Below are 24,647 nucleotides of genomic sequence, written 5' to 3'. Positions count from 1 at the left end.
ATATTTGATAAATTATCCATTAAGAATGTCCCAAAAATTTGGTTACCTACTACTTATACTTTTGTCTTTTTCTGTTTTTTCACAAGAAAAAAAAGTAACCAGAGATGAAGTATTGAATCTGTTGACTACTTCAGATAGTTTGATGTTTAAAGCAAAATATAAACAATCACTTTTACTATCAAATGAAGCTTTAAAAAAGGCCATACAATTAAAAAATGACAACCTGATTGCTTTGTCATACAACTCGATTGCCGGAAACTATGAAGAAATCTTAGAAGAAGACAAAGCTCTTGATTTCTACAAAAAGGCAGTGTTTTATTCTGAAAAAGCAAGAAATGATACCTTAAAAATTTGGTTTTACAACAATATTGGTAATATTTATTTGTATCGCAAAAATAACATTGATGTTGGAATAGAATATTACGATAAATCATTAGAATTTTCCAATCGTTTGAAAGATACTGCCTCATCGGTATTAACAAAAATAAATCTCTCGTGGGCATATTTTCAAAAGAAAAATTACACCAAAGCTATTCAAAACCTTGATTTTGCTGAAAAACATATTGATTTTATGCGTTTTCCTGATACGGAAACCTATCTCAATTTGTTATTAGGAATGAAGTTTAGCCATTTAAAAGAGAATGATAAAGCCAAATTATATTATCAAAAAGCCATTGAGATTAGTATTGAAAATCAATTAGATTCCTATTTGTCAGACAGCTATGAGCAATATGCAAATCATTTATTTGAAATTGGAGATTATAAAAATGCCTACCTAACCTTAGACAAGCATGAAGATGTTAAAGATAGGGTTTTTCGTTCTGAAAACATTAAAAATGCTGAATTAGTAGCCCTAAAAATTGAACTTGATGAGTCAAAAAAAGAAATTCAAGAAATAAAAAAAGAAAGAAGTCTACAATCAGATAACCTAAAGAAAACCAAAATTATTGTCACTTTGATACTTGTTTTTTTAATGTTGATGATGTTTTTGCTTTACATTTTATATAGAAACAATATTTTTAGAAGAAAAATTAATGATTTTCTGGAATCTAAAAATGAAGAATTAAATGTTGCCAAAGAAAAAGCGGAAGAAGCATCTAAATTAAAAACACAATTCATTTCTACCATTAGTCACGAATTACGAACACCATTATATGGCGTAGTTGGAATAACAAATATGCTTTCTGATGAGCATAAAAAATTGGCTAATAGTCCACATTTAAATTCTTTAAAATTTTCAGCACGCTACCTTCTCTCGTTGGTAAACGACTTACTTCAGATTAATAAAATTGAAGAAAATAAAGTGGTTTTAGAGCATGTAACCATGAATGTGGCTGACGAAATCAACATGGTTTCTAATTCTTTGTCGTTCATTGCTACACGTAACAACAATATGGTTATCACGGAAATTGACCCTACAATTCCTGAGTTTCTAGTGGGAGATAAAATCAGACTCTCACAAATTTTGATGAATTTGGTAAGTAACGCTTTGAAGTTTACACAAAACGGTGAAGTAAAAATAAAAGCAAGTTTAGACCGCAGTGAAAATTCACTTTGCTACATTAAGTTTGAAGTAATTGATACCGGAATGGGTATTGCTGAAAAAGATTTAGGAAAGATTTTTGATAAATTTGTTCAAATTGATCGTAAAGAGGATGATTACCAAGGTGCCGGATTAGGACTTTCTATTGTGAAAAAATTGGTAAAACTCTTTGGAAGTGAAATTTTTGTAAAAAGTGAAGAAGGTAAAGGAACCGCTTTTGATTTTACAATCGCCTTTGATTCGGATCGCTCTAAAGTGAATGAAATAATTAATAATATTCCGGTTGACCTTTCTAATGCACAAATTTATAAGGTTTTAGTGGTTGAAGACAATAAAATCAATCAAATGGTTACCCGAAAATTTATGGAAAAAAGCAACTTCAAAACGTTAATTGTAGATGATGGTTATGCCGCTATTGAAGCTTTGTCTAAAGAACCTTTTGATGTTGTTTTAATGGATATAAATATGCCATTAATTAATGGATTTGAAACGACTAAACTTATTCGTAAGAAAGGATTAACAATCCCAATTATTGCATTAACAGCCTTTGCAAAAGATGAAATTTCGGAGGAAGCTTATGAGGCCGGAATGAATGATGTGCTCATTAAACCATTTGAACCCACAAAATTAATTTACAGCATTGAAATGTTGGTAAAAAGAAAAGACGATTAATACCAACGTTTTTTATTCTTTTTCGAAGCATCGGATTTTCTCGATGGTGCTGCTTTTTTTGTATTTCTGTAATCTTTTTTTTCAGGTTCAATGACCGTTTCAGCCTCATTCCATGGATAAGGATGATCTTTGATGGTTTTTACATTCACTTTCACCAACTTTTGAATGTCTTTCCAATATACTTCTTCGTCTTTTCCACAAAAAGAGATGGAAATTCCGCCATTTCCTGCACGACCTGTTCGACCAATTCGGTGTACATAGGTTTCAGGAATATTAGGTAAATCGAAGTTTAAAACGTAGGGCAGACTTTCAATATCTATTCCACGAGCAGCAATATCTGTGGCCACTAAAACAGAAATTTCATTCTTTTTAAAAGCCTCCAAAACACGTTGTCGAGCGGATTGCGATTTGTCTCCGTGAATCGCCTCGGCATTTACGCCGTTTTTCTTCAAGGCTTTCACCACATTATCTGCTCCGTGTTTGGTTCTGCTAAAAACCAACAATTGTTTTAAACCTTCATTTCGAATGAGATGGTATAATAATTTTCGTTTATCTTCTTTATTGACAAAGTAAATGCGTTGCTCCACCGTTTCAGCAGTAGACGAAATAGGTGTCACGGAAACATATTTGGGATTGGTTAAAAAACTATCCGCTAATTCTCTAATGGCAATTGGCATCGTAGCCGAAAACAATAAAGTCTGACGGTTGTCGGGCGTTAATTTGATGATTTTTTTAACATCATTAATAAAGCCCATGTCTAACATTTGATCAGCTTCGTCTAAAACCAACGTATGCAAATGATCTAAATCGATAAAACCTTGTTTATGCAAATCCAATAAACGACCGGGCGTAACAATCAAAACATCAACACCTTTTTTTAATTGATCTACTTGTGGTACTTGGCTCACGCCCCCAAAAATGGTTAATTGACGGATATTGGTATATTTGCCATAGGTTTCAAAACTTTCTCCAATTTGAATAGCCAATTCGCGAGTGGGCGTAACCACTAAAGTTCTAATGTATTTTCTTTTTTGAGCAGAACCTACAATTCGATGCAACGTATTCAGAATAGGAATGGCAAAAGCGGCCGTTTTTCCGGTACCGGTTTGTGCACATCCCACCAAATCATTTCCCTCTAAAATTACCGGAATGGCTTGTTGTTGAATAGGAGTAGGGGTTGTGTAGCCTTCGTCAGACAAGGCATGTTGTATATTAGAAAGAAGATTTAAATCTTGAAAAGTCATAGTATTTTATTTGCCGGCAAAGATAGGGTAATTATTCTACTGACTTAAACAATTTGCAGCTAAATGGTTTTTACACCTCCAACACACCCTTTGCTTTTATAAAATCTGTAATCAAATAACCAATCAATTTTCCAATCAATTGTGGATTTTTCTCATCTGATAAATCAGGAGCCCCTTCGCAAATATGAAGATAAGCTGCATTTGCATGTTGCCCGAAATGATGAATGAATTGACGGGTTTGTTCCACCGAAAATCCGCTTGGTGTCATGGCACTGCTAGCAATATTAGGCAAAGAATCCAAATCAATTTCTATTCCAAAAAAATCATTCTTTATAAAAGTTAAGGCTTGATTCAGCTCTTGCTCAAAGTTTTTGACTTTTCGAATGGCAATTTCATCATAGGTATTAAAACGAACTCGATCCTCTAAATCTTTTAATCGTAACAACACATTTTTAGAAGTATAACTTTCGTGTAAGCCGTAGATAAAGTACTTTTTTAAAAATCCCTCGTCAAACGCATAGGAAAATCCATTGCCACTGTGTCTTCCTTCTAAAATTCTAAAATCAGAATGAGCATCTAGATTCACGGCATTAATTGGTTTTCCTTTTGCTAAAGCCGTCCCTTTAATGTTACCGTAGGCATTGTTATGTCCGCCTCCAACAATAATCGGAATTTTTCCGGCTTTTACGATGGTAAAGACGATATGGGAAACTTCTTTGTCAATTTTTTCAACCAAAGTGGAAAAAGTCTTGCGGTCGTCTACGTTATGAAAATCTAAACTTTCAGCAATTTTCATGTCATTTTTTACATTCAATGACCCCAAAATCAGAAGTTGACTTCCTTTACAAAAACGGTTGTGTTGAATGTTGGCAATACTTCTGATAGCACTTTCCCATGCTGAAGCGGCACCGGGACGACCAAAATTTGCCCGAACGCCAATGTCTTCGGGAATGCCGAATAAAACAAACTTGGCTTTGCTTTCGGTTAGAAACGTTATTGGGTCCACTCCTTTGGGAATGGTAAGCATTTTTTCGCCAAATTTTATTTCACCACTTCTGTGATTGGTTATCTTTCCCAAATCAATGGAAGTAAACGGAACAAGGTTTTCCATAAAAAAATTATTGCATTCAAAAATACTATTTTTAAATAAATTACGTTAGAAAAATGCATATCGAATCTAAATTAAAATTAACTTTGCCTAAAATCAACTTAAAATGGAAAACCAAAACAACAACAATTCAAAACTAAAAGCGATAATACTGGTATTGTCACTTTTGCTATTAGCCAGCTTGGGCTATATGTTTAAAATGAGTTCTGATGCTAAAAAGGTGGAAACAGAATTATCTTCTGTAACAACAGAAAAAGAAACGGCTTTGGCTGAATTAGCTCAACTAAAAACAACTTATGATGCAGCCATTGCAGAAAACACGTCGATGTCTGAAGAATTAATCGCAGAACGTGACAAAGTGGTTAAATTAATGGAAGAAGTTAAAAAAGCAAAAGGTGATGTTGCTGCTATGAACAAATACAAATTACAAGTACAGCAATTACAAACTAAAATGAATGCCTTGATTCAGGAAAATGATGAATTGAAGAAGTTGAACCAAGATTTAACTACTGAGATTGACAGTACGAAAACAATTTTAGTAGAGGCACAACAATACAATCAAGTATTGACCGGTCAAAACGAAGAATTATCTAAAACTGTTGAAAAAGCTTCTAAACTTTCAGTTTTAAATTTAAAAACCGGAGCTTATAAAGTGAAAAATTCCGGTAAAGAAGTAGCTACAGAAAGAGCAAGTAGAGCAGATATTTTGAAAGTAAGCTTTACCATTGCTGAAAACAAAGTAGCTAAATCAGGCGATAAATCATATTACATACAAGTAATTGACAGCAAAAACAATGTGTTGGGTGAGAAAAAACTAATTGAATTTGGCGACCAATCGTTAACCTATAGTTTTATATCAACTGTTCAATACGAAAACAATACTGTAAATGTTTCTGAAAACCTTCCGGGTGAAAACTTTGAAAAAGGTACTTACTTCGTAAACATTTTTGACAAAGGAGAATTAGTTGGAAAAACAAGTTTCTCTTTGAAATAAGAATTAATTTAATAGAATAGAAAAGGAGCAATGTGATGTTGCTCCTTTTTTTATTGAATCTATTTAATAACTTATATTAAAGTAAGTTTCAATACTCGTCATTTTATAATTGAATGTATCAATTTCTGTCACTTTTTCTTCAGTAATTAAATAATATTTTTCATTTGAATGAAGGTAAATTTCATTTTTATTTATAAAGCAAATACTATCAATATTTTCAATTATAACTACACCTGCATTATCATTTTGACAGTCTTTTTTTATTAAACAGAAACTGTCATGTGAATATTCCGTTATTAAATAACTTTCATTGATTTCCTCTCTGAATGGTTCACCATCAATAAATGATGGTACAATGAATTGACAACTTGCCAGTGTCACTAACAATAATATTGAAATATAGTATTTCATAGTATATATTTTTAAATAACTTTCCCTTCAATCATAACCGTTTCAATCAAATTACTTCCAAACTCATACGGCAATTGATAAAATGAATGAATGGGTTTAGTAATGATTATATTGGCTTTTTTACCTTTGGTAATACTTCCATGCGTAGCTGAAATTCCCATCGCATACGCTCCGTTGATTGTGGCTGCATTAATGGCCTCTTCGGGAGTCATTTTCATTTTGATGCAAGCGGTGGCTACCACAAAATTCATATTTCCCGAAGGTGTGGTTCCCGGATTATAATCCGTTGCTAAGGCTAATGGCAATCCGGCTGCCATCATTTTACGTGCTGGTGTGTATGGAATGCTGATAAAATAACTGCATGAAGGCAAAGCTACTGCCATTGTCTCTGAGTTTTTAAGCACTTCAATATCTTCATCGGTTACAATTTCTAAATGATCGACCGATAAAGCATTGTGTTTAACGCAAGCCGAAATTCCGTTGATGGCCGTGAACTGATTGACGTGGATTTTAGAAATTAAACCGTATTTTTTTCCGGCTTCCATAATTCGTTCGGTTTCTTCAACAGAAAAATAGCCGGTTTCGAGAAAAGCATCAATATAATCGGCTAAGTTTTCTTCAGCGATTTTTGGTAGCATTTCATTAATAATTAAATCAATATAACCGGAATGATTTTCTTTATATTCTTTCGGAAAAGCATGAGCTCCTAAAAAAGTAGCTTTGATTTTAATGGGATAATTTTCTGCTAAACGTCTGATTACCCTAAGCATTTTGATTTCGCCTTCTACAGTCAAGCCATAACCGGATTTAATTTCGATGGCTCCGGTTCCCAATTTCATGACTTCTTCTAAACGAACTTTTGATTGTTCGTAGATCTCCTCATCGCTGGTTGCGTTTAGTTTTTCTGCTGAATTTAAAATTCCACCCCCTCGATTAGCGATTTCTTCGTAACTCAATCCATTAATTCGGTCCACAAATTCCTGTACCCGGTTTCCGGCATAGACCAAATGCGTATGACTGTCGCACCAAGTGGGTAAAACGACTTTCCCGGTGGCATCCATGATTTTTGCATCGGGTAGTGTTGGGCAATTATCCATTAACCCAAAATCAGCAATCAAATCATTTTCAATCAACAAAAAGGCATTTCTCATTAAAGGTAAATTAGCCATTTCTCTACCGGAAACTTTCTGAATTCCATTTTCCCTTATTTGAATAAGCTCCTTGATATTGATGATGAGTGTTTGCATGAGTAAAAATATTTTCTGTAAAAATAGAATGAAAAAATTAAATCCCTTAATTTTATAAAAAATATAACCGTGAAACGATTAAAATATAAAAAGGGAAGAAAGGTTCAACCTAATCATTTTGAATATACCGGACAACACAGTGATCAACCGATTGAAATGCAATTGTTTGTGTATAATTCAGATTCTTATACTGAAACTAAAAACCTACAGTTAGATAAAGTGGAGATTGAAGAATTATTAACCTCCGGAGATGTTAAATGGCTCAATGTTCATGGTTTACACGATGGTGAGCTCATTAAGCGTATTGTTGAAGTTATCGGTATTGACGGTTATATTGCAGGTGATATTTTAAATGTGGCCAAACGTACCCGAATGGAAGAGCTGGAAAATGCTTTATTTTTCAGCATTAAATCCATTTTACCGGAAAAAGATACCAGTGTGCGAATAGAACAAATTAGTTTTCTTTTAAAAGATAATATACTGATTTCGTTTCAGGAAAAACGAGGCGATTTTTTTACACACATTCGCGAAAGAATAAAAACCAATACCGGTTTGGTCTGTAAAAAGAAAAATGATTTTTTGTTGTATTTAATGTTGGATGCCGTTATGGAAAATTTCTACATAACGATTGAGAAATATGAGGATATTATTGAGCAACTTCAAATTGAGGCAAAAGTAAACGAAAGTCAAGAGGTTTTGGTTAGAATTGAAAAATGCAGTGAAGATTTAAATTACTTAAAACGTTCCATTATTCCTTTGAAAGATTCGCTTTTCAATTTAAAATCAATGCAGGATGATGATGATTTTAATGGAATCGAAAAATCAAATTATTCTTTTTTTTCAAGACTATACCAAAAAAGTTTAGAGTTGTTAGACCAAGTTGATTATGATATTAATTCGTTAGAGAGTGCGTCCAGTTTTTATTTTTCGGCTCAAAGTCATCGCATGAACGAAATCATGAAAACACTAACGATTGTGTCTGTTGTGTTTATTCCGCTTACATTTATTGTAGGTGTTTATGGAATGAATTTTGAAAACATGCCGGAATTAAAAACTCCCAATGGCTATTTCATCACATTAGGGGTTATGTTTGTTTTGGTTTTAGGAATGATTGTTTATTTTAAACAAAAAAAATGGTTTTAGTTAACTGTAAAATTATAAAATCCGCTACCATCAGGAGCATTAAAAGCTGTAGTAGCAATAGTTAGGAAAGTAGAACGATTGGCACTTTCTGAAATAATATCAAAATTAAAACCGTTGTGACCACTAAAAAATCCTAATCGATATTGTCCTGGCTGAGTTAACAATAGACCACCTCTGTATTCGTAAGTTTCCGTTATATCGTTATAAAAAGCAATTCCTGTGATATAATTACCAATACTCATTTCGCCTTTATCTTCTATAAAATTACTACCGATTGCAACATTTTCCCATTCTCCGTTAACTTGTTTCTCCAATCGATACAAAAAACTAAATGTTTCTGAATTTGTTGTTCTGTAAACATCTAAAGGAGTTGTTTGATTAGGTTCGGTTAAGTACCTGGAAAAGGTATTCGTATTCAACCAAAGTACGTCGTTCACAGCAAAACTGGGTTGAGCTTCAATTGTAACTAATCCGGGAATAGTGGTATAAACCGCATTAAAAAATTCTTCATCTTCCTTACTACAAGAAATTGAAAAAGTGATTAACGCAAATAGAATTATATTTTTTAATGTTTTCATAGTCAAATTTGATTAAAATCGGTATCCTAAATTAACGCCAACTCGTGAAATAATGTCAGGACTTTCGCCGCTACTGAACAAGTTTTTTCCCATACCCACAAAAATGTCGACACCTAATTTTTCTTTAATATAAAATTTGTGACCCAGAGCAGCACCTATGGCATAATCAGCGTAGTCTTTTTGAACGGCTTCATAATAACCATTGTTATTTTGATCTAATAATCGTTCTAATTCACGGTATTTACCTTGATTAGCAGAAACAAAAACTTCCACAAAATAATAGCGAATCTGACTTTTGGATAAGGAATAACGAACAAATGGAATGATTTGATATTCTTCTAACGTTCTGTTTTTACCACTCTCAAAATCTTCTTCTCTTGACTTACTTTGGTTAAAATTACCACTGATTCCAATTGAAAAATCATTACTGATAAAGCGTTCATAACTAACATGAATTTTTCCTAAAGCAACTAACGAAACAACATCAAACTTGATTTCATTTTTACCCAAGTTAAATGTATTATTTTCCTGAGCAAACAAAACCTGTGTGAAAACTAAAAAGATAAAAATAATTTTTTTCATTTTTTGGGGTTTAATGATGTAAATATATAAAAAGCTTGGTAGTAAAGAAAAAAATTAACCAAAATCTCTTCAAACATATTAGTTTAGGGTTAATGCACCCAAAATTTCTTCCGACATAAACGGACCTCCGGGATAACGAGCAGTGTAATCTAAATTTAGCCAAATTTGACCTCGCTCGTCAATGTGGTAATGAATTTCTTTGTCTTTACTTTCGGCAATAAACAATACTTCTTTGATGAGATATACAGCCGCTTCCAAATCACTTTTTTTGCCCACCAACATTTCTGGATAAATATGACCTCCCGTGTGAATGAGTCTTGGTGTACCGCCGACTGCACGAATACAAGCCGCCATCAAAATTGCATGATCGTCACAATCACCTGAAAAATGAATTAAACTTTCCGTTGCATAAGCAATGTATTCTTGTCCTTTTGGATCGTTTACATAGTTCCAACGGTTTCTGATTTCTTTAAAAACAGCAAAACATTGAATCATTTTCCGATGCTCTTTTTTACCTGTTAAATCCTTGAAATGTAATGTCGTAGCGGTTAAGGCAAAATTACGTACTTGTGGATTATCATATTCTATTGCGTTGATTATCTGATTTTTATTAGGAAATGGCAGTAGTTTTGAAATAACAATGTCTTGCGGATTCGGATTTTCTGTCATCGAATAAATCATATAACCGTAATCCTGAAAAACAGATTGAAAACCATATCCGCTAAAAACAGTTCCATAAATTAAAATAATCAAATAGGCCACAATACCTAGAATTAAGATGGTTCGAATGAGTCGTAAGATAAGTTGAATCAGAATTAAAAGAATAATCCCGATTAGAATTCTATCAATATTAAAAAACCACTCCGGGTCTTTTAAATTTTGATGAATGATGATAAAAATTGGAATAGCAATCAGTACATTTAAAACAAAAATGATTACATCATCCCAAGGTTTTTTGACTTGGAATTTAGTTTTTAACTCTTGAAAATTAAGTGTCCCGAATAAATTCATTTTAATTGAAACGGCAAAATGCTAAAAGCGATGCACGATTTCAGCAAAAGTACTTTTTTTATCGATAAGACTTAGTTCAAAGAGTTGATTTTGAACTTTGTTTAACGTTTCGGGTGTTATATTTTTTTGCGACCATTTGGTTTGCGAGAGCCAAGCATCAATATCTTCCGTTTTTTGATTAAATCGATTAGCTAACGTTCGGTTAATACTCGGAATATCTTTAAATTCTTCTGTCGTTGTATTGATAATATCTAAAATCAATGCAATGGTTTGCGGGTGTTTTTCAAGCATTTCATTGCGAACAGCAATCACAAAACACGGCCAAGGAGTAGGGCAGTCGGCAATTCTACGAAATGTTCCGTTGTCAACTAGAGGTTTTGTCATAAACTTTTCCCACATGAAATAATCAGCCTTTCCATTGGATAAAGCTTCCACCGCACCATCAATGGTGTTGACAATTTTAAACTGTATGTCATTGGTGTTCCAACCTTGATTTTGTGCATTTACAATTGACATCAAATGCGAACCGGAACCCATTCGACTAATCGCTACTTTCGTGTTTTCTAAATCAGAAAGCGAAGTATAGTTTGATTTCGCATCCACATGTATTCCCCATATTAAGGGGCTTTCCACATAAATTTGAACGATTTTACAAGGATTTCCTGCACTAATATCTTTCACAATTCCTTCGGAAAGAATCACGGCAATATCGGTTTCACCTTCGCGTAACATTTGGCACATTTTTCCGGTTCCTTCTGGAACGTCAGTCCACTGTAGATCGATTCCGGCTTCTTCAAATTCACCGTTTTCTAGGCACAAATGCCAAGGTAAATTGAAATGTTCGGGTACGCCTGCGATTTTGATGGTTTTCATTTTTTTAGTATTAAGATGGGAGTATAAAGTATTAAAAGGATAGAAAAATGTTTATTCAGAAAGTTTTAAAATACAACGCTCTCTGATTTTCCAAATTTCTTCAAAAGTATTTTTTTGATCAGATTCAATAATCCATTTTTTCAAAAATGCTTGATGATATTGAACTTTGAAATCGCTTACTTGATTTGGATTGATTTCAATTTCCTCAATGATTTCATCTCTAATTTTTTCATAAAATGAATCAGTTGTGGTCACATCAACGGGAATTCCATTTATTTTTAAATAACAATGTGCTTCAGGAATATACGCTATATTGCTTTTTGAAAGAATGTTGCACAATTTAGGTGTATTAGTTTCATTCATTTTAAAAACACCGATGTAAAGTTTTACATTACCAATGTTATTTTTGTCTGCAAAACCCTTTAAAAATGCGTGCTTAGAGCTACAGGTTCCTTTATTTTCTGAAAGAACTAATGAAAAATCATATCTGTTGGTATTTCTTCCATAAGGTATATGCTTTACTTTTTCAATTAACTCATCAAATTTCATAACATAACATAAACTACTAATTAACAAATGTGTTTTTAATCTGAAAATTCATGTTTCGACTTATCTAACTAAATATTTTCCTTTTGCCACCATTTCCAAATCACACCCTCCGTGTCTGGATAATCTTCCATAAATTGAAAGCCAACTTTCTTTAAAACTTGGTTGGAGGCTCCGTTTTGAGCGTGTGTGTAAGCATGCATTTTTTCAATATTCAGTTGGTTGAAACCATAGTCTAACCAGGCTTTGGAGGCTTCAGTGGCATAACCTTTATTCCAAAACTTTTCATTTAAACGATAACCATAATCGTAGAAATTAGTGTTTCCGTTTTCTACATGGTCATTTACAAATTTAATTCCTGTCCAACCAATGAATTCGCCTGTTTCTTTCAGAATCGTTGCAAAACGCCCAATTTTATTGTCCACATAATGTTTTTGCACCATTTCAATAATCTTGAGGGTTTCGCTTATTTCCTGCGTTGGACTTTGCCACAAGTAACGATGTACATTGGGATTGTTATCCATTTCAAACATGGCTTCGGCATCGCTTAATTCAAGTGGGCGAAGGAGGAGGCGATTAGTTTCTAGTGTAAGATTCATTATTCGATTCTTTCTGCAATTACAATTAATAAAATAAATATAAGTATTCCTGCAAAGAAGTTCTTTTGTAAATTAGAAAATCCATTTTTATCTTTTTCTTGATTTTCAATTTCTAAATAATAGTCTAAATCGCTAGGATAGTTTTTATCAAAAAATATATTTATCAGTTTGAAAAATAACCATCTAATTATTCCTCCAATTCCATTAAAAAAGCTACGCAACAAATAATTCATTACTCAGCCAATTTATCCAACGCATATTCAATCAACGCATCCACCGCTTTATACGGATCTTTACTAAATGTTCCGTTTGCTCGATTGGCTATAATTGCATTCAACGATAAACATTCGTGTCCTAATAATTTTCCAAGACCATAAATGGCTCCGGTTTCCATTTCTAAATTGGTCATTTGAATACCGTTGTAATTAAAAGAATCCATTTTTGAATTTAGGTCTGCATCTTGAATATTTAACCGTAAAACACGTCCTTGTGGACCATAAAAACCACCTGCTGTTCCGGTGAAACCTTTCTTAATCTGATTGCTCTCAAATTTTTTAATTAGTGAATTACTTCCTTTGATTACATACGGACGACCTTTTCTCAAATCCCAATTCGTTTGATTGATAAACGCATCTTCAATGTCTTTTTCGGAAATAGTATCAATTAAATAAGAACGAAGCATGTTGTCTAATCCTAATCCGTAAGCACTCATCACAAAACTTTCTACCGGAATATCAGCTTGCAACGAACCCGATGTTCCGATTCGAACAATGTTTAACGAAGTTAATTTTTCTTTTATCGTTCTGGTTTTTAAATCGATGTTGACTAATGCATCAAGCTCATTCATCACAATATCAATGTTATCCGGACCAATTCCGGTGGACATTACCGTGATGCGTTTGCCTTTGTAGATTCCGGTTTGCGTTTTGAATTCTCTTTTTTGGGTGGAAAATTCAATCGAATCAAAATGCTTGGTAATCTTTTCAACGCGGTTTTGATCCCCCACAAAAATAATGTCGTGAGCAATTTGTTCCGGCAATAAGTTGATGTGGTAAACACTGCCGTCGGGGTTTAATATTAATTCGGATGATTGTATCATTTTTTTAGGTGCTAAGGTGTAAGTAGCTAAGGTTCTGAGGTTAGTTTTTTAAACTTGAAACAAAAAATCACCCTCCTACACGTTTGGTTTTAAATCCTTTATCTTTTAAAAATTGCATTATTTTATCACGGTGATCACCTTGAATGATGATTTCGCCGTCTTTGAAACTTCCGCCTACGGCAAATCTACTTTTTATTTCTTTGGCTAAGATTTTAAAATCTTCATCTGTTCCTTCATAGCCGGAAATAATAGTGGTGGGTTTGCCTTTTCGCTTTTCGTACTGACAAATCATCGGTTCTTTTTGAATGTATAATTCGTGTGGCGTATCCTCAACTTGTTCCGGTTCGATGGAGGGTTGATGGTCTGGGAAGAGTTTTTTTAGTTGTTCGCTTAAGTCATTCATTCTACAGGTTCTAAGTTTCTAAGGTTCTGAGGTACTGAGGTTTTTGATTATCTACTATTAAACCTTAGTGCCTTAGCTACTAAGTACCCCAGAACCTTCACAAATCAAAAAAGACATCAAGCCAAAACTCAATGTCTTACTTTTATGAGTTATTATTTATTATTTCTTAATCAATCCCAAATCAACCAAACGTTCATGCAAGAACTCTCCGGCTGAAATGTCTTCATATCGTTTAGGATTATTATCATCAATGCAATCTTCCAACACATCCAGACGCATATCGCTCACCGGATGCATGAAGAAAGGAATGGAATAACGAGATGTTCCCCATAATTCTCTTGGTGGATTGACCACTTGATGAATGGTCGATTTTAATTTATTGTTCGTATGACGGGACAACATATCGCCCACATTGATCATTAATTCATCCGGTTCGGCCATCGCATCAATCCAATCGCCATTGTGGTTTTGCACTTGCAATCCTTTTCCTTGTGCTCCCATTAATAACGTAATCAAGTTGATGTCGCCATGTGCTGCTGCTCGCACGGCATCTTTTGGCTCATCAGTGATAGGTGGATAATGAATCGGACGTAGAATACTGTTACCGTCTTTGATGTAGTTATCAAAGTAGAATTCATCCAAACCTAAATACAAGGCTAACGCTCTTAATACATAAACACCTGTTTTTTCCAACATTTGGTAAGCTTCTTTGCCGACTTCATTGAACTTTGGTAATTCGGTTACTTCTACATTATCAGGGTATTCTCCGGCATATTTTGAACCTTCACTTACATATTGGCCAAAGTGCCAAAACTCTTTTAAATCTCCGGCTGAACGACCTTTGGCATGTTCTTTTCCAAAAGAAACATAACCGCGTTGTCCGCCAATTCCGGGAATTTCATATTTGGATTTGGTTTCTACAGGAAGTGAGAAGAAATTACGCACTTCACTATATAACTCATCCACCAAACGATCATCTAAAAAATGACCTTTTAGGGCTACAAACCCTATATCTGAGTAAGCTTTTCCGATTTCATTTACAAATTTTTGTTTGCGTACCGGGTCATCCGATAGGAAATCACGCAAGTCAACACTAGGAATTTTTTGCATAGTAAATTATTGTTTGTTAATAACTCAAAGTGAGTTGAATGCTTGTAAATACAAATGTAAATAAATATTTTAGATTGTAAAATTGAAAGTTATCAACACTCAAAAAAACGATTTATAAAAAAGTATCACAAAAGAAGTAGAAATTGTTATTTTTTGTACTTTTGGGAGCATTTTAAAACACCCAAACTATGCTTTTCGACAGAAAAAATCTTTCCGACACTACACTTCTTGATTTATATATTCGTTTGTTAAAACCTCGTTTGATTGAAGAAAAGATGCTTATTTTGCTTCGTCAGGGTAAGATTTCCAAATGGTTTTCCGGTATCGGACAAGAGGCCATTTCGGTGGGTATTACTTCAGCTTTGGACAGAGATGAATACATTTTACCAATGCATCGAAATTTAGGCGTCTTTACCACTCGTGACATTCCTTTGCAACGATTGTTTGCTCAATGGCAAGGAAAGAAAAGCGGTTTTACCAAAGGTCGTGATCGTTCGTTTCACTTTGGTACACAAGAATATAAAATCATAGGTATGATTTCGCATTTGGGTCCGCAATTGGGTGTGGCCGATGGAATAGCTTTAGCCAATAAACTCAAAAAGAACGGAAAAGTTACCGCTGTTTTTACAGGTGAAGGTGCTACCAGTGAAGGTGATTTTCACGAAGCCTTAAATATTGCCGCTGTTTGGGAATTACCGGTTTTGTTTGTTATTGAAAATAATGGTTATGGACTTTCAACACCAACGAATGAGCAATACCGTTGTACGCATTTGGCTGATAAAGGCATTGGCTACGGTATGGAAAGTCATATCATTGACGGAAATAATATTTTGGAAGTATTTATAAAAGTCTCTGAATTAGTGGCTTCTTTACGCCAAAATCCGAGACCGGTTTTATTGGAATTTTTAACGTTTAGAATGCGTGGACATGAAGAGGCGAGTGGTACCAAATATGTTCCACAAGATCTAATGGACGAGTGGGCTCAAAAAGATCCAATCGATAATTATCGTGAATATTTAAAAGAAATCGGACTGCTTACCAATGATTATGATGAAGCAATTCGAATGGCATATAAGCAAGAAATGGAGGAGCATATTCGTCTCGTTTTTGATGAGCCGGATTTTACAGCTGATTTAAGTGAAGAATTAAATGATGTTTACAAACCATATGAATTTGAGGAATTTACACATTCAAATTCTACAGAAAATATTCGTGTAATTGATGCAATAACACAAAGTTTAAAGCAATCGATGGAACGTCATCCTAATTTGGTGATTATGGGTCAAGATATTGCTGAATATGGTGGAGCGTTCAAAGTAACCGATGGTTTTGTGAATTTGTTCGGGAAAGAACGCGTTCGCAATACACCAATTTGTGAAAGTGCAGTGGTTTCTGCCGGAATGGGATTATCGATAAACGGGCATAAAGCAATTGTAGAAATGCAGTTTGCCGATTTCGTTTCTACCGGATTTAACCCTATTGTTAATTTATTAGCCAAGCAACATTATCGTTGGAATGAAAAAGCCGATGTAGTAGTTCGAATGCCTTGTGGTGGTGGAACGCAAGCCGGTCCATTTCACTCGCAAACCAATGAAGCTTGGTTTACCAAAACACCCGGTTTAAAAGTAGTTTATCCTGCGTTCCCGTATGATGCAAAGGGATTATTGAATACGGCTATTAACGACCCGAATCCGGTCATGTATTTTGAACACAAACAATTGTATAGAAGTATTTATCAAGATGTACCAACCGATTATTACACTATTCCGTTTGGTAAAGCAGCTTTGTTGAAAGAAGGGACACAAGTGACCATCATTTCTTTTGGAGCCGGTGTACATTGGGCTCTAGAAACCTTATCCAGACACCCGGAAATTAGTGCAGATGTGTTGGATTTACGAAGCTTACAACCGCTAGATACCGAAACTATTTACAAATCTGTTAAGAAAACAAACAAATGTATCATTTTGCAAGAAGATACTATTTTTGGTGGCATTGCCAGTGATATATCTGCGATGATCATGGAAAATTGCTTTGAGCATTTGGATGGTCCGGTGCGTAGAGTAGGCAGTTTAGAATCGCCGATTCCTTTTGTGAAAGCATTGGAAGAGCAATATTTACCGAAAGAGCGATTTGAAAAGGAATTACTTGAATTAGTTGCATATTAATTTTAAAGAGGCGTTTGCCTCTTTTTTTTTGCTTTATTTTATCAACCGAAAACGATTGAAATTCATTTTTTTTGGCTTTTATGAATAGAAGTCAACAAACCTGATATTTATCAGATTTTACTGTTTTCCTTCCTCTTAACTTTGTTTAAAATTTAAACATTGTTTATTATGAATCTATCTCATATTGAACACATTGGAATAGCTGTAAAAAGTTTAGAAGAAGCTATTCCGTTCTGGGAAGAAAAATTAGGATTAAAATGCTACAGGATTGAAGAAGTAAAAGAGCAGAAAGTAAAAACGGCTTTTTTTCAAATTGGGCAATCCAAAATTGAGTTGTTGGAATCCACTGACCCGGATGGACCGATTGGAAAATTTATTGAAAAGAAAGGCGAAGGCATTCATCATTTAGCCATTGCCGTAAAGGATATTCAACAAAATTTAACAGAACTTGCTTCTAAAGATGTTCAACTGATTAACACCACTCCTCGAAAAGGAGCAGAAGGGTTGGATATTGCTTTCTTACATCCAAAATCAACACACGGAGTTTTATTGGAACTCTGCGAAAATAATAACCGGTAAATCACTCATCATGGAAAGTGAAAAACAGATCAAAAAACTCTTAGATAAGCGAGCAGAAGCCCGTTTAGGGGGTGGTCAAAAACGAATTGATACGCAACATGCTAAAGGAAAATTAACTGCTCGTGAACGCATAGAACTCTTATTAGATGAAAATAGCTTTGAAGAGTTTGATATGTTTGTGACACATCGCAGTACAAATTTTGGACTGGAAGAACAAAAATATTTGGGTGATGGAGTAGTAACCGGTTTTGGCACCATTGATGCTCGGTTGGTCTATGTATTTTCTCAAGATTTCACTGTTTTTGGAGGTTCTTTATCAGAAACGTTTGCTCAAAAAATTTGTAAAGTGATGGACATGGCTCTCAAAATGGGAGCCCCCATTATTGGAATCAATGATAGTGGTGGAGCTAGAATTCAGGAAGGTGTGACCAGTTTAGCCGGTTATGCCGAAGTTTTTCAACGCAACATCATGGCATCGGGAGTGATTCCGCAAATATCAGCGGTGTTTGGGCCTTGTGCAGGTGGTGCGGTTTATTCGCCGGCGTTGACTGATTTTATCATGATGACCAAACAAAACAGTTATATGTTTGTGACTGGTCCTAAAGTGGTGAAAACCGTTACCGGAGAGGTTGTGACTGATGATCAATTAGGAGGAGCAATGGTTCACGGTACTAAATCCGGGGTGACTCATTTCATTGCTGAAGATGAACAAGAAGGTTTGCTGTTGATTCGTAAATTGTTAAGTTATCTTCCTCAGAACAATTTAGAAGAACCGCCTTTATCTGTTTGTTTAGACCCAATTGAACGAATGGAAGACGATTTGAACTCTATTATTCCGGAAAATCCCAACAAGCCATATGATGTAAAAGAGGTGATTTATGCCATAGCAGATGAGAAAGAGTTTTTTGAAGTACATCGTCATTATGCTCCAAACATTGTTATTGGTTATGCCAAATTTAACGGACAACCGGTAGGCATTATCGCCAATCAACCCAGTTATTTAGCCGGTGTGTTAGACATTAATGCTTCCCGAAAAGCGGCTCGTTTTGTGCGTTTTTGTGATGCCTTCAACATTCCGTTAGTAACGCTGGTGGATGTACCCGGATTTTTACCCGGCACCACACAAGAGTATGGCGGAATTATTCTTCATGGGGCTAAATTATTGTTTGCTTATGGTGAAGCCACCGTTCCGAAAGTCACGATTATTTTACGTAAAGCCTATGGTGGAGCCTATGATGTAATGAGTTCCAAACATTTGCGTGGCGACATCAATTATGCCTGGCCTAATGCTGAAATTGCTGTAATGGGTCCCAAAGGTGCGATTGAAATTCTCTATCAAAAAGAATACATGCAAATAGAAAACTTAGAAGAAAGAGCACAATTTATTGCAGATAAAACGGAAGAATACAAACAAAAGTTTGCCAATCCTTATAATGCCGCCAGTTATGGTTATATTGATGATATTATTGAGCCAAGAAATACGCGTTTTAGAATCATTCGAGCTCTTCAATCGTTGGCCACTAAAAAAGTGGTGAACCCTCCCAAAAAACACTCTAATATCCCGCTGTAACATGAAGGCATTATTTTTTTTAGTTCAAGTGAGTTCGCATAAAGATGCAGCGGAGTTTGCCCGTTTGGATCCTTATGGAATTGGGATGACCTTAGTAGCCATGACCGTTGTTTTTCTATCCTTACTTATTTTGTATTTACTATTTAAAAACATTGCGAAACTTTTTGCTCATGATTTTAGGAATAAAGCTTCCAAAAAAGATCACCCTATAACCGATGATGGCACGGCCACTCTAGAGTTAGGAGCAGCGGTAGCCATGGCTATTCACCTCTATCAGCAAGAGTTGCATGACCACGAGACGGCCTTGCTGACCATCAAAAAAATAAACCGAAGTTATTCGCCATGGAGTTCAAAAATTTACGGCATGCGAAAAGAATTAAAATAAACCGCTATGAAATCATTCAATTTTAAAATAAACGGAAACCGATACGAAGTAGTTATTGACAACTTAGAAGAAGACTTGGCTCACATTCAGGTCAATGGAATGGACTACACTGTAGAGTTAGAGAAAAAATCAACGGTGGTCAAAACACCAAAATTGGTTCGATCCGTTGCGGTGCCTTCTACCGATTCTTCTGAAGCTACTGTGAAAACCAGTTCACCTTCTGCCCCTAAAGGTGGCGGTACGATTCAATCACCACTACCCGGTGTAATCTTAAAACTGCATGTTAAAGTGGGCGATACGGTGCAACTATCTCAAGAATTAATTACGCTTGAAGCCATGAAAATGGAAAACAGTATCCAAGCCGATAAAGCAGGAATAGTGGAAGCGATTCATTTTTCTACCGGTGATGCAGTAATGGAAGGGGATGTGTTAGTGACTATAAAATAAGCAATCATGAACGAGTTTTGGAGTTTTTTAGTTGAACATTTGGAGTTGTTTTTTACCTACACCGCCTTTGCTAATTTTACCTTTGGTCATGCTGTGATGATTCTTGTAGGGTTGGTTTTTATTTATTTGGCCATATTTAAGGAATATGAACCCATGCTTTTGGTTCCCATAGGTTTTGGTATTTTGATTGGGAATATTCCCTTTTTTCCTGGACTTCAAATTGGGATTTATGAAGAGGGTAGCGTGTTGAATTACCTCTATTTTGGGGTAATGAAAGGTATTTATCCGCCTTTAATTTTCTTGGGAATAGGAGCCATGACTGACTTTTCAGCTTTGATTTCCAACCCGAAATTAATGTTGATTGGTGCTGCGGCTCAATTTGGTATTTTTGGAGCGTATATGGCTGCTTTAGCCTTAGGGTTTTTACCGGAACAAGCGGGAGCAATTGCTATTATTGGTGGAGCTGACGGACCTACGGCTATCTTTTTATCGTCTAAGTTAGCACCGGAACTCATGGGGGCAATTGCAATTTCTGCTTATTCGTATATGGCATTGGTACCGGTGATTCAACCCCCGATTATGCGATTGTTTACTACTTCAAAAGAACGATTAATTCGAATGAAGCCTCCAAGAGTGGTTTCCCGAAACGAAAAGATTATGTTTCCGATAGTCGGTTTATTACTCACCACGTTTATTGTTCCTAGTGGATTACCCTTGTTGGGAATGTTGTTTTTTGGTAATTTATTAAAAGAAAGCGGCGTAACGAAAAGGTTGGCTGATACTGCCAAAGGTTCTTTAATTGATATTGTAACGATTTTAATTGGTTTAACTGTTGGGGCTTCTACACAAGCCACTACTTTTTTAACCGGTAAATCAGTGGGTATTTTTGCATTAGGTGCTATTTCATTTGTCATCGCTACAGCAGCAGGGGTTTTATTTACCAAATTTTTTAATTTGTTTTTAAAAGAAGGCAATAAAATTAATCCGTTGATTGGAAACTCAGGTGTTTCTGCCGTTCCGGATAGTGCGAGGGTTTCGCAGATAGTTGGATTAGAATACGACAAAACGAATCATTTGCTTATGCACGCGATGGGTCCGAATGTGGCCGGTGTGATAGGTAGTGCGATAGCAGCAGGGGTGATGTTGAGTTTTTTGGGGTAGAGGTTGACAGTTGTCAGTTGTCGGTTTTTTGAAGAGGATTAAACTGGTAGTTTTCTCAAAAAATTGCTATTTTTATTTTTTCAAACAGCTATGCAAAATTCTATAATTCATATTCATCATTATTCATCTCCGGTCGGCGAGCTTATTTTAGGCGATTACAACAATCAATTGTGTTTATGTGACTGGCAATACCGCAAAATGCGTAAAGAAGTCGATAAACGCCTTTTAAATGGCTTACAAGCGACCTTTGAAACACAATTAACACCGTTGTTACAAGAAACAGTATTGCAGTTAGGAGCTTATTTTGATCATAAGTTAAAACATTTTGATTTGCCGCTGCTTTTGGTGGGAACTGATTTTCAACAATCGGTTTGGAAAGCTTTGCAACAAATTGAGTATGGTAAAACGCAAACGTATTTGGGTTTAGCGAAACAATTAAACAACCCAAAAGCCATTCGAGCGGTTGCCTCAGCTAATGGTGCCAATGCCATTTCAATTATTATTCCGTGTCATCGAATTGTGGGAAGTAATCAGGAATTGGTGGGTTATGCCGGTGGATTATCCGCGAAAAGAAAATTATTAGCGTTGGAGCAGGGGAGTCAGTTGACGTTGTTTTAGGTTGTCGGTTGTCGGTTGTATGTTGTGGGTGAGTAATTAATTTGCGAATTGGCGGTAAACTATTAGTTTCATTTGCTTGGAACGCGGATGACGCGGTTTTTGTGGATGTAAATGTTTTTTTGTTTCTCATAGCGAAAATGGATGTAAACGGATTCGTGTGTGTTATCCTTTTCCTTTTTAGAAAAACAGCTCTCTTCCTCAGCACAAACAAACCTTAGTACCTCAGCCACTCAGCACCTTTAAAATTTTGACGCCATTTGACACCATTTGACGGCATTTGACAACGTTTGAGCCACTTTGACGATTTTCTTGACTTTTACAGGGGTTTTGTTCGGTAATTGTTCGAACGGGCTTCGGAAAAAGGGGGTGTTTTCCGAACAAATGTGCAGAATGTGAAAGGAAACCCGAAAAAGACTGTTTTTTTAGTGATTTTTCATAGTATTATGAGTTCATTGGAGTATTACCGCCAAACGTATTAAACACAAAAATATGTATTTGAAGGACAATTTGCAGGAGAACCATATAGTGTTGGCAGCGTTCAGGCGGTGATGCGTGAGGCATTGAAGAAATCAGGATTAGAAAAAAAAGCTACGGTACATACGTTACGCCATAGTTTTGCAACGCATTTGTTAGAGAATGGAACAGACATTCGTTATATCCAGCAGTTTTTGGGTCATTCAAGTATCAAAACGACCACGATTTACACGCACATTAGTGCCAATGCTGTAAATAAAATTGTGAGCCCGTTAGACCGATTAGCCGATGAAAGTTATAAGAAAAAACTTGATTAAAATTTGAAAACGATAAAAAAGTTGTATATATTTGATGATATTTACTAGTTTATGCCTCACCCTAAAAGACGACAAGACAAGAAAAAAAGACCGTTAAATTAAACCTTTGACAATTTTAAGAGTCAAAACGAATGTAAATTTTAAACAATTTGACAAGATGAAAAAAATAATAATCATTTGCCTTATAGCTCTACAAAGTAGCAACTTAAAAGCCCAGTTCAATTTTACTCCAATAACACAATTAATTACGGACAGTATTAGCGTTATCGGTCAGTCAGGACAAAGCTGCGGATTTATGATAGTGCAAGGCGACAGTGTAATCTACGAGCAGTATTGGGGTAGCTGGAACAACACAACTTATCAGCCAATCGCTTCGGGTTCAAAAATGCCATCTATGGCATTAATCATGAAACTGATAGACGAAGGATATCTATCGCCAAACGACACCGTTCAAAACTTTCTTCCAAGCTTCAGCGGCAAGCCTGTCATTACTCTTCACCAGTTGATGAATCATACTTCTGGACTTCCGGTACAATCGCCTTTTATCTCTGATAATAGTATTACTTTGCAACAAGCAGTAGACAATATTGGGTTGAATACTCCCATGTCATTTACGCCTGGTACTGAATTTCGATACGGTGGTGTAAGTATGCACGTAGCAGGAAGAATGGCTGAAATTGCAACAGGAATGAGTTGGGATAGCCTTTTTCAGCAAAAAATTGCAATTCCTCTCGGAATGACAAATACAGATTATGTTGCTTTAGGTGCTACAGCAAATTATCGTATAGCAGGTGGAATGGGTACCACTATGCCAGACTTTTCTAAACTCCTTACTATGCTTCTGAACTATGGGGAGTTCAACAACGTTCAAGTTATTGACTCTTTGACCGTGAAAATGATGCAAACTGACCAGACAAATGGTGTTCCACTAAATGGTACTCCTTATTCAGGTGACCCTTTAAGAGAAAATTTCAGATATGGCTATGGTGTATGGGTTGAACAAGAAACCAATGGTGAAACAACACAATACGGTAGTCAAGGTGCTTTTGGTTTTACTCCTTGGATTGACCGTTGTCGAAATATTGCCTGCATATTTTTTGTACGAAGGTCATTAGGAATTATTCAACCAACCCATACTCAATTGAGAAATCTCGTTGAGCAAATTATACCAATAAAATTACAGCAACCGACAATAACACTTAACGGCAATCAATTGCAATCAAGCTACCAAAACGGTAATCAATGGTATTTGAATGACACACTACTGATAGGGGAAACAAATCAATTCATTAACCCAACGCAAAGCGGTAGTTATTCGGTTAAACATGTTTCTGAAGAAGGCTGTGAGATTTTTTCAGATGACTTCAATCATATAGTATTGAGTGTAACTGAACATCCAAATCAAGGTACTGTTTCTATTTTTCCTAACCCTGCAAATACAATTATCAATTTTGACTGCAAAAAAGGCTTTCAAATTTATAGTTCAACAGGACAATTGGTTAAACAGAGTAGCCAAGCAACAACCCAAATAAATATTTCAGACTTGCCAACTGGACTTTATATTCTTAAGACAGAAAATCAACTGGGACGATTTATAAAGACTGAATAAGCAACGCAAGACAAAACCAACATGACATAAAGATTTTTGATTGTCCGCAATTACCCATAATTAAATAAAAAGCCTTATATTTGATAAAAAAAAGCGATGAATTTATTCAGTTTTACGGCAAATTTTGGAAGTGAAGAAGCTTGTAGACTTCATTTTAAA

Annotated in this window: 25 protein-coding genes and 1 pseudogene; 12 read left to right on the top strand and 14 right to left on the bottom strand. The window is 35.3% G+C overall.

The annotated features are described in order from the left end of the window. The first annotated feature begins 25 nt into the window (after positions 1-25). Positions 26-2,215, top strand: a complete 2,190-nt coding sequence (locus ACIQ0M_RS04970; protein WP_396150341.1) for a response regulator — start codon at positions 26-28, stop codon at positions 2,213-2,215. Here the strand turns inward: ACIQ0M_RS04970 and ACIQ0M_RS04965 are convergent. Together ACIQ0M_RS04965 and ACIQ0M_RS04960 are read right to left on the bottom strand one after the other, a co-directional pair. Beyond that, positions 2,212-3,459: a DEAD/DEAH box helicase gene (locus ACIQ0M_RS04965; protein ID WP_396150339.1), complete on the bottom strand. Its 1,248-nt coding sequence runs from the start codon at positions 3,457-3,459 to the stop codon at positions 2,212-2,214. The two genes, ACIQ0M_RS04970 and ACIQ0M_RS04965, sit on opposite strands and share 4 nt — an antisense overlap. A 70-nt stretch (positions 3,460-3,529) precedes the next feature. After that, complete coding sequence (locus tag ACIQ0M_RS04960; RefSeq protein ID WP_396150337.1) at positions 3,530-4,570, bottom strand: formimidoylglutamase; 1,041 nt, start codon at positions 4,568-4,570, stop codon at positions 3,530-3,532. A gap of 103 nt (positions 4,571-4,673) precedes the next feature. Here ACIQ0M_RS04960 and ACIQ0M_RS04955 point away from each other — a divergent pair, with 103 nt between their 5' ends. Continuing rightward, positions 4,674-5,561, top strand: coding sequence for a hypothetical protein (locus tag ACIQ0M_RS04955; protein WP_396150335.1), 888 nt, complete (start codon positions 4,674-4,676; stop codon positions 5,559-5,561). Positions 5,562-5,624: 63 nt separating this feature from the next. Here ACIQ0M_RS04955 and ACIQ0M_RS04950 read toward each other — a convergent pair whose 3' ends face one another. Beyond that, complete coding sequence (locus ACIQ0M_RS04950) at positions 5,625-5,972, bottom strand: hypothetical protein (protein WP_396150332.1); 348 nt, start codon at positions 5,970-5,972, stop codon at positions 5,625-5,627. Between the two features lie 11 nt (positions 5,973-5,983). Next, positions 5,984-7,219, bottom strand: coding sequence for an imidazolonepropionase (gene hutI, locus ACIQ0M_RS04945; protein WP_396150330.1), 1,236 nt, complete (start codon positions 7,217-7,219; stop codon positions 5,984-5,986). 69 nt (positions 7,220-7,288) lie between these two features. Here hutI and corA point away from each other — a divergent pair, with 69 nt between their 5' ends. Continuing rightward, positions 7,289-8,362 (top strand): magnesium/cobalt transporter CorA, encoded by a 1,074-nt coding sequence (gene corA, locus ACIQ0M_RS04940; RefSeq protein WP_396150328.1) that lies wholly within the window; start codon positions 7,289-7,291, stop codon positions 8,360-8,362. On the opposite strand, the gene ACIQ0M_RS04935 is transcribed toward corA, so the two are convergent. The 10 genes from ACIQ0M_RS04935 to ACIQ0M_RS04890 all read right to left on the bottom strand — a co-directional run bounded on the left by ACIQ0M_RS04935 (position 8,359) and on the right by ACIQ0M_RS04890 (position 15,163). Further along, a complete protein-coding gene (locus ACIQ0M_RS04935) occupies positions 8,359-8,940 on the bottom strand; it encodes a hypothetical protein (protein ID WP_396150326.1) in 582 nt (193 codons plus the stop codon). The genes corA and ACIQ0M_RS04935 overlap by 4 nt on opposite strands. Before the next feature lie 12 nt (positions 8,941-8,952). Then, positions 8,953-9,522, bottom strand: coding sequence for a DUF3575 domain-containing protein (locus ACIQ0M_RS04930; protein WP_396150324.1), 570 nt, complete (start codon positions 9,520-9,522; stop codon positions 8,953-8,955). Between the two features lie 78 nt (positions 9,523-9,600). Next, complete coding sequence (locus tag ACIQ0M_RS04925; protein ID WP_396150322.1) at positions 9,601-10,533, bottom strand: transglutaminase; 933 nt, start codon at positions 10,531-10,533, stop codon at positions 9,601-9,603. A gap of 21 nt (positions 10,534-10,554) precedes the next feature. Further along, complete coding sequence (locus ACIQ0M_RS04920) at positions 10,555-11,406, bottom strand: substrate-binding domain-containing protein (protein ID WP_396150320.1); 852 nt, start codon at positions 11,404-11,406, stop codon at positions 10,555-10,557. A gap of 51 nt (positions 11,407-11,457) precedes the next feature. After that, positions 11,458-11,955, bottom strand: coding sequence for a hypothetical protein (locus tag ACIQ0M_RS04915; protein ID WP_396150318.1), 498 nt, complete (start codon positions 11,953-11,955; stop codon positions 11,458-11,460). A 68-nt stretch (positions 11,956-12,023) separates the two neighbouring features. After that, the gene (locus ACIQ0M_RS04910; protein ID WP_396150316.1) at positions 12,024-12,551 is read right to left on the bottom strand and encodes a GNAT family N-acetyltransferase; all 528 of its coding nucleotides are present in this window, start codon (positions 12,549-12,551) and stop codon (positions 12,024-12,026) included. Then, positions 12,551-12,784 carry a hypothetical protein gene (locus tag ACIQ0M_RS04905; protein ID WP_396150314.1) on the bottom strand — a complete coding sequence of 78 codons (234 nt, stop codon included), beginning with the start codon at positions 12,782-12,784 and terminating at the stop codon, positions 12,551-12,553. Before ACIQ0M_RS04905 ends, ACIQ0M_RS04910 begins: the two co-directional genes overlap by 1 nt. Continuing rightward, the gene (locus ACIQ0M_RS04900; RefSeq protein WP_396150312.1) at positions 12,784-13,650 is read right to left on the bottom strand and encodes a nucleoside phosphorylase; all 867 of its coding nucleotides are present in this window, start codon (positions 13,648-13,650) and stop codon (positions 12,784-12,786) included. The genes ACIQ0M_RS04905 and ACIQ0M_RS04900 overlap by 1 nt, the downstream gene beginning before the upstream one ends. Positions 13,651-13,717: 67 nt before the next feature. Beyond that, positions 13,718-14,053 (bottom strand): translation initiation factor, encoded by a 336-nt coding sequence (locus tag ACIQ0M_RS04895; protein ID WP_396150310.1) that lies wholly within the window; start codon positions 14,051-14,053, stop codon positions 13,718-13,720. A gap of 159 nt (positions 14,054-14,212) precedes the next feature. Then, the gene (locus ACIQ0M_RS04890; RefSeq protein WP_396150308.1) at positions 14,213-15,163 is read right to left on the bottom strand and encodes an isopenicillin N synthase family dioxygenase; all 951 of its coding nucleotides are present in this window, start codon (positions 15,161-15,163) and stop codon (positions 14,213-14,215) included. A gap of 188 nt (positions 15,164-15,351) precedes the next feature. Here ACIQ0M_RS04890 and ACIQ0M_RS04885 point away from each other — a divergent pair, with 188 nt between their 5' ends. The 9 genes and pseudogenes from ACIQ0M_RS04885 (at position 15,352) to ACIQ0M_RS04845 (ending at position 24,488) form a co-directional block, all read left to right on the top strand. Next, positions 15,352-17,328 carry a thiamine pyrophosphate-dependent enzyme gene (locus tag ACIQ0M_RS04885; protein WP_396150306.1) on the top strand — a complete coding sequence of 659 codons (1,977 nt, stop codon included), beginning with the start codon at positions 15,352-15,354 and terminating at the stop codon, positions 17,326-17,328. Positions 17,329-17,496: 168 nt separating this feature from the next. Continuing rightward, a complete protein-coding gene (gene mce / locus ACIQ0M_RS04880) occupies positions 17,497-17,907 on the top strand; it encodes a methylmalonyl-CoA epimerase (RefSeq protein WP_396150304.1) in 411 nt (136 codons plus the stop codon). 10 nt (positions 17,908-17,917) lie between these two features. Beyond that, positions 17,918-19,477 carry an acyl-CoA carboxylase subunit beta gene (locus tag ACIQ0M_RS04875; RefSeq protein WP_396150302.1) on the top strand — a complete coding sequence of 520 codons (1,560 nt, stop codon included), beginning with the start codon at positions 17,918-17,920 and terminating at the stop codon, positions 19,475-19,477. 1 nt (position 19,478) lies between these two features. Further along, positions 19,479-19,862: an OadG family protein gene (locus ACIQ0M_RS04870; RefSeq protein WP_396150300.1), complete on the top strand. Its 384-nt coding sequence runs from the start codon at positions 19,479-19,481 to the stop codon at positions 19,860-19,862. Positions 19,863-19,868: 6 nt separating this feature from the next. Further along, on the top strand, positions 19,869-20,309 hold the full coding sequence (locus ACIQ0M_RS04865) for a biotin/lipoyl-containing protein (RefSeq protein ID WP_396150298.1): 441 nt from the start codon (positions 19,869-19,871) through the stop codon (positions 20,307-20,309). 6 nt (positions 20,310-20,315) lie between these two features. Continuing rightward, the gene (locus ACIQ0M_RS04860) at positions 20,316-21,470 is read left to right on the top strand and encodes a sodium ion-translocating decarboxylase subunit beta (RefSeq protein WP_396150296.1); all 1,155 of its coding nucleotides are present in this window, start codon (positions 20,316-20,318) and stop codon (positions 21,468-21,470) included. Between the two features lie 90 nt (positions 21,471-21,560). Further along, complete coding sequence (locus tag ACIQ0M_RS04855; protein ID WP_396150294.1) at positions 21,561-22,088, top strand: methylated-DNA--[protein]-cysteine S-methyltransferase; 528 nt, start codon at positions 21,561-21,563, stop codon at positions 22,086-22,088. A 494-nt stretch (positions 22,089-22,582) separates the two neighbouring features. Continuing rightward, positions 22,583-22,879, top strand: a pseudogene (locus ACIQ0M_RS04850) (tyrosine-type recombinase/integrase); the annotation flags it as partial. 157 nt (positions 22,880-23,036) lie between these two features. Then, entirely contained in the window at positions 23,037-24,488 is a 1,452-nt protein-coding gene (locus ACIQ0M_RS04845; protein WP_396150293.1) for a serine hydrolase, read from the top strand. Positions 24,489-24,647 lie beyond the last annotated feature (159 nt).

This window comes from Flavobacterium sp. (genome assembly GCF_044339515.1).
Taxonomy (GTDB): Bacteria; Bacteroidota; Bacteroidia; order Flavobacteriales; family Flavobacteriaceae; genus Flavobacterium.
The sequence above is the reverse complement of the archived record's forward strand: the minus strand, read 5'-3'. Positions and strand labels throughout refer to the sequence as shown.

Excerpts from the sequence above, each read along its gene's own strand:
- ACIQ0M_RS04970 (WP_396150341.1), top strand. The coding sequence starts at position 26 with ATGTCCCAAAAATTTGGTTACCTACTACTTATACTTTTGTCTTTTTCT.
- ACIQ0M_RS04965 (WP_396150339.1), bottom strand. The coding sequence starts at position 3,459 with ATGACTTTTCAAGATTTAAATCTTCTTTCTAATATACAACATGCCTTG.
- ACIQ0M_RS04960 (WP_396150337.1), bottom strand. The coding sequence starts at position 4,570 with ATGGAAAACCTTGTTCCGTTTACTTCCATTGATTTGGGAAAGATAACC.
- ACIQ0M_RS04955 (WP_396150335.1), top strand. The coding sequence starts at position 4,674 with ATGGAAAACCAAAACAACAACAATTCAAAACTAAAAGCGATAATACTG.
- ACIQ0M_RS04950 (WP_396150332.1), bottom strand. The coding sequence starts at position 5,972 with ATGAAATACTATATTTCAATATTATTGTTAGTGACACTGGCAAGTTGT.
- hutI (WP_396150330.1), bottom strand. The coding sequence starts at position 7,219 with ATGCAAACACTCATCATCAATATCAAGGAGCTTATTCAAATAAGGGAA.
- ACIQ0M_RS04935 (WP_396150326.1), bottom strand. The coding sequence starts at position 8,940 with ATGAAAACATTAAAAAATATAATTCTATTTGCGTTAATCACTTTTTCA.
- ACIQ0M_RS04930 (WP_396150324.1), bottom strand. The coding sequence starts at position 9,522 with ATGAAAAAAATTATTTTTATCTTTTTAGTTTTCACACAGGTTTTGTTT.
- ACIQ0M_RS04925 (WP_396150322.1), bottom strand. The coding sequence starts at position 10,533 with ATGAATTTATTCGGGACACTTAATTTTCAAGAGTTAAAAACTAAATTC.
- ACIQ0M_RS04920 (WP_396150320.1), bottom strand. The coding sequence starts at position 11,406 with ATGAAAACCATCAAAATCGCAGGCGTACCCGAACATTTCAATTTACCT.
- ACIQ0M_RS04915 (WP_396150318.1), bottom strand. The coding sequence starts at position 11,955 with ATGAAATTTGATGAGTTAATTGAAAAAGTAAAGCATATACCTTATGGA.
- ACIQ0M_RS04910 (WP_396150316.1), bottom strand. The coding sequence starts at position 12,551 with ATGAATCTTACACTAGAAACTAATCGCCTCCTCCTTCGCCCACTTGAA.
- ACIQ0M_RS04905 (WP_396150314.1), bottom strand. The coding sequence starts at position 12,784 with ATGAATTATTTGTTGCGTAGCTTTTTTAATGGAATTGGAGGAATAATT.
- ACIQ0M_RS04900 (WP_396150312.1), bottom strand. The coding sequence starts at position 13,650 with ATGATACAATCATCCGAATTAATATTAAACCCCGACGGCAGTGTTTAC.
- ACIQ0M_RS04895 (WP_396150310.1), bottom strand. The coding sequence starts at position 14,053 with ATGAATGACTTAAGCGAACAACTAAAAAAACTCTTCCCAGACCATCAA.
- ACIQ0M_RS04890 (WP_396150308.1), bottom strand. The coding sequence starts at position 15,163 with ATGCAAAAAATTCCTAGTGTTGACTTGCGTGATTTCCTATCGGATGAC.
- ACIQ0M_RS04885 (WP_396150306.1), top strand. The coding sequence starts at position 15,352 with ATGCTTTTCGACAGAAAAAATCTTTCCGACACTACACTTCTTGATTTA.
- mce (WP_396150304.1), top strand. The coding sequence starts at position 17,497 with ATGAATCTATCTCATATTGAACACATTGGAATAGCTGTAAAAAGTTTA.
- ACIQ0M_RS04875 (WP_396150302.1), top strand. The coding sequence starts at position 17,918 with ATGGAAAGTGAAAAACAGATCAAAAAACTCTTAGATAAGCGAGCAGAA.
- ACIQ0M_RS04870 (WP_396150300.1), top strand. The coding sequence starts at position 19,479 with ATGAAGGCATTATTTTTTTTAGTTCAAGTGAGTTCGCATAAAGATGCA.
- ACIQ0M_RS04865 (WP_396150298.1), top strand. The coding sequence starts at position 19,869 with ATGAAATCATTCAATTTTAAAATAAACGGAAACCGATACGAAGTAGTT.
- ACIQ0M_RS04860 (WP_396150296.1), top strand. The coding sequence starts at position 20,316 with ATGAACGAGTTTTGGAGTTTTTTAGTTGAACATTTGGAGTTGTTTTTT.
- ACIQ0M_RS04855 (WP_396150294.1), top strand. The coding sequence starts at position 21,561 with ATGCAAAATTCTATAATTCATATTCATCATTATTCATCTCCGGTCGGC.
- ACIQ0M_RS04845 (WP_396150293.1), top strand. The coding sequence starts at position 23,037 with ATGAAAAAAATAATAATCATTTGCCTTATAGCTCTACAAAGTAGCAAC.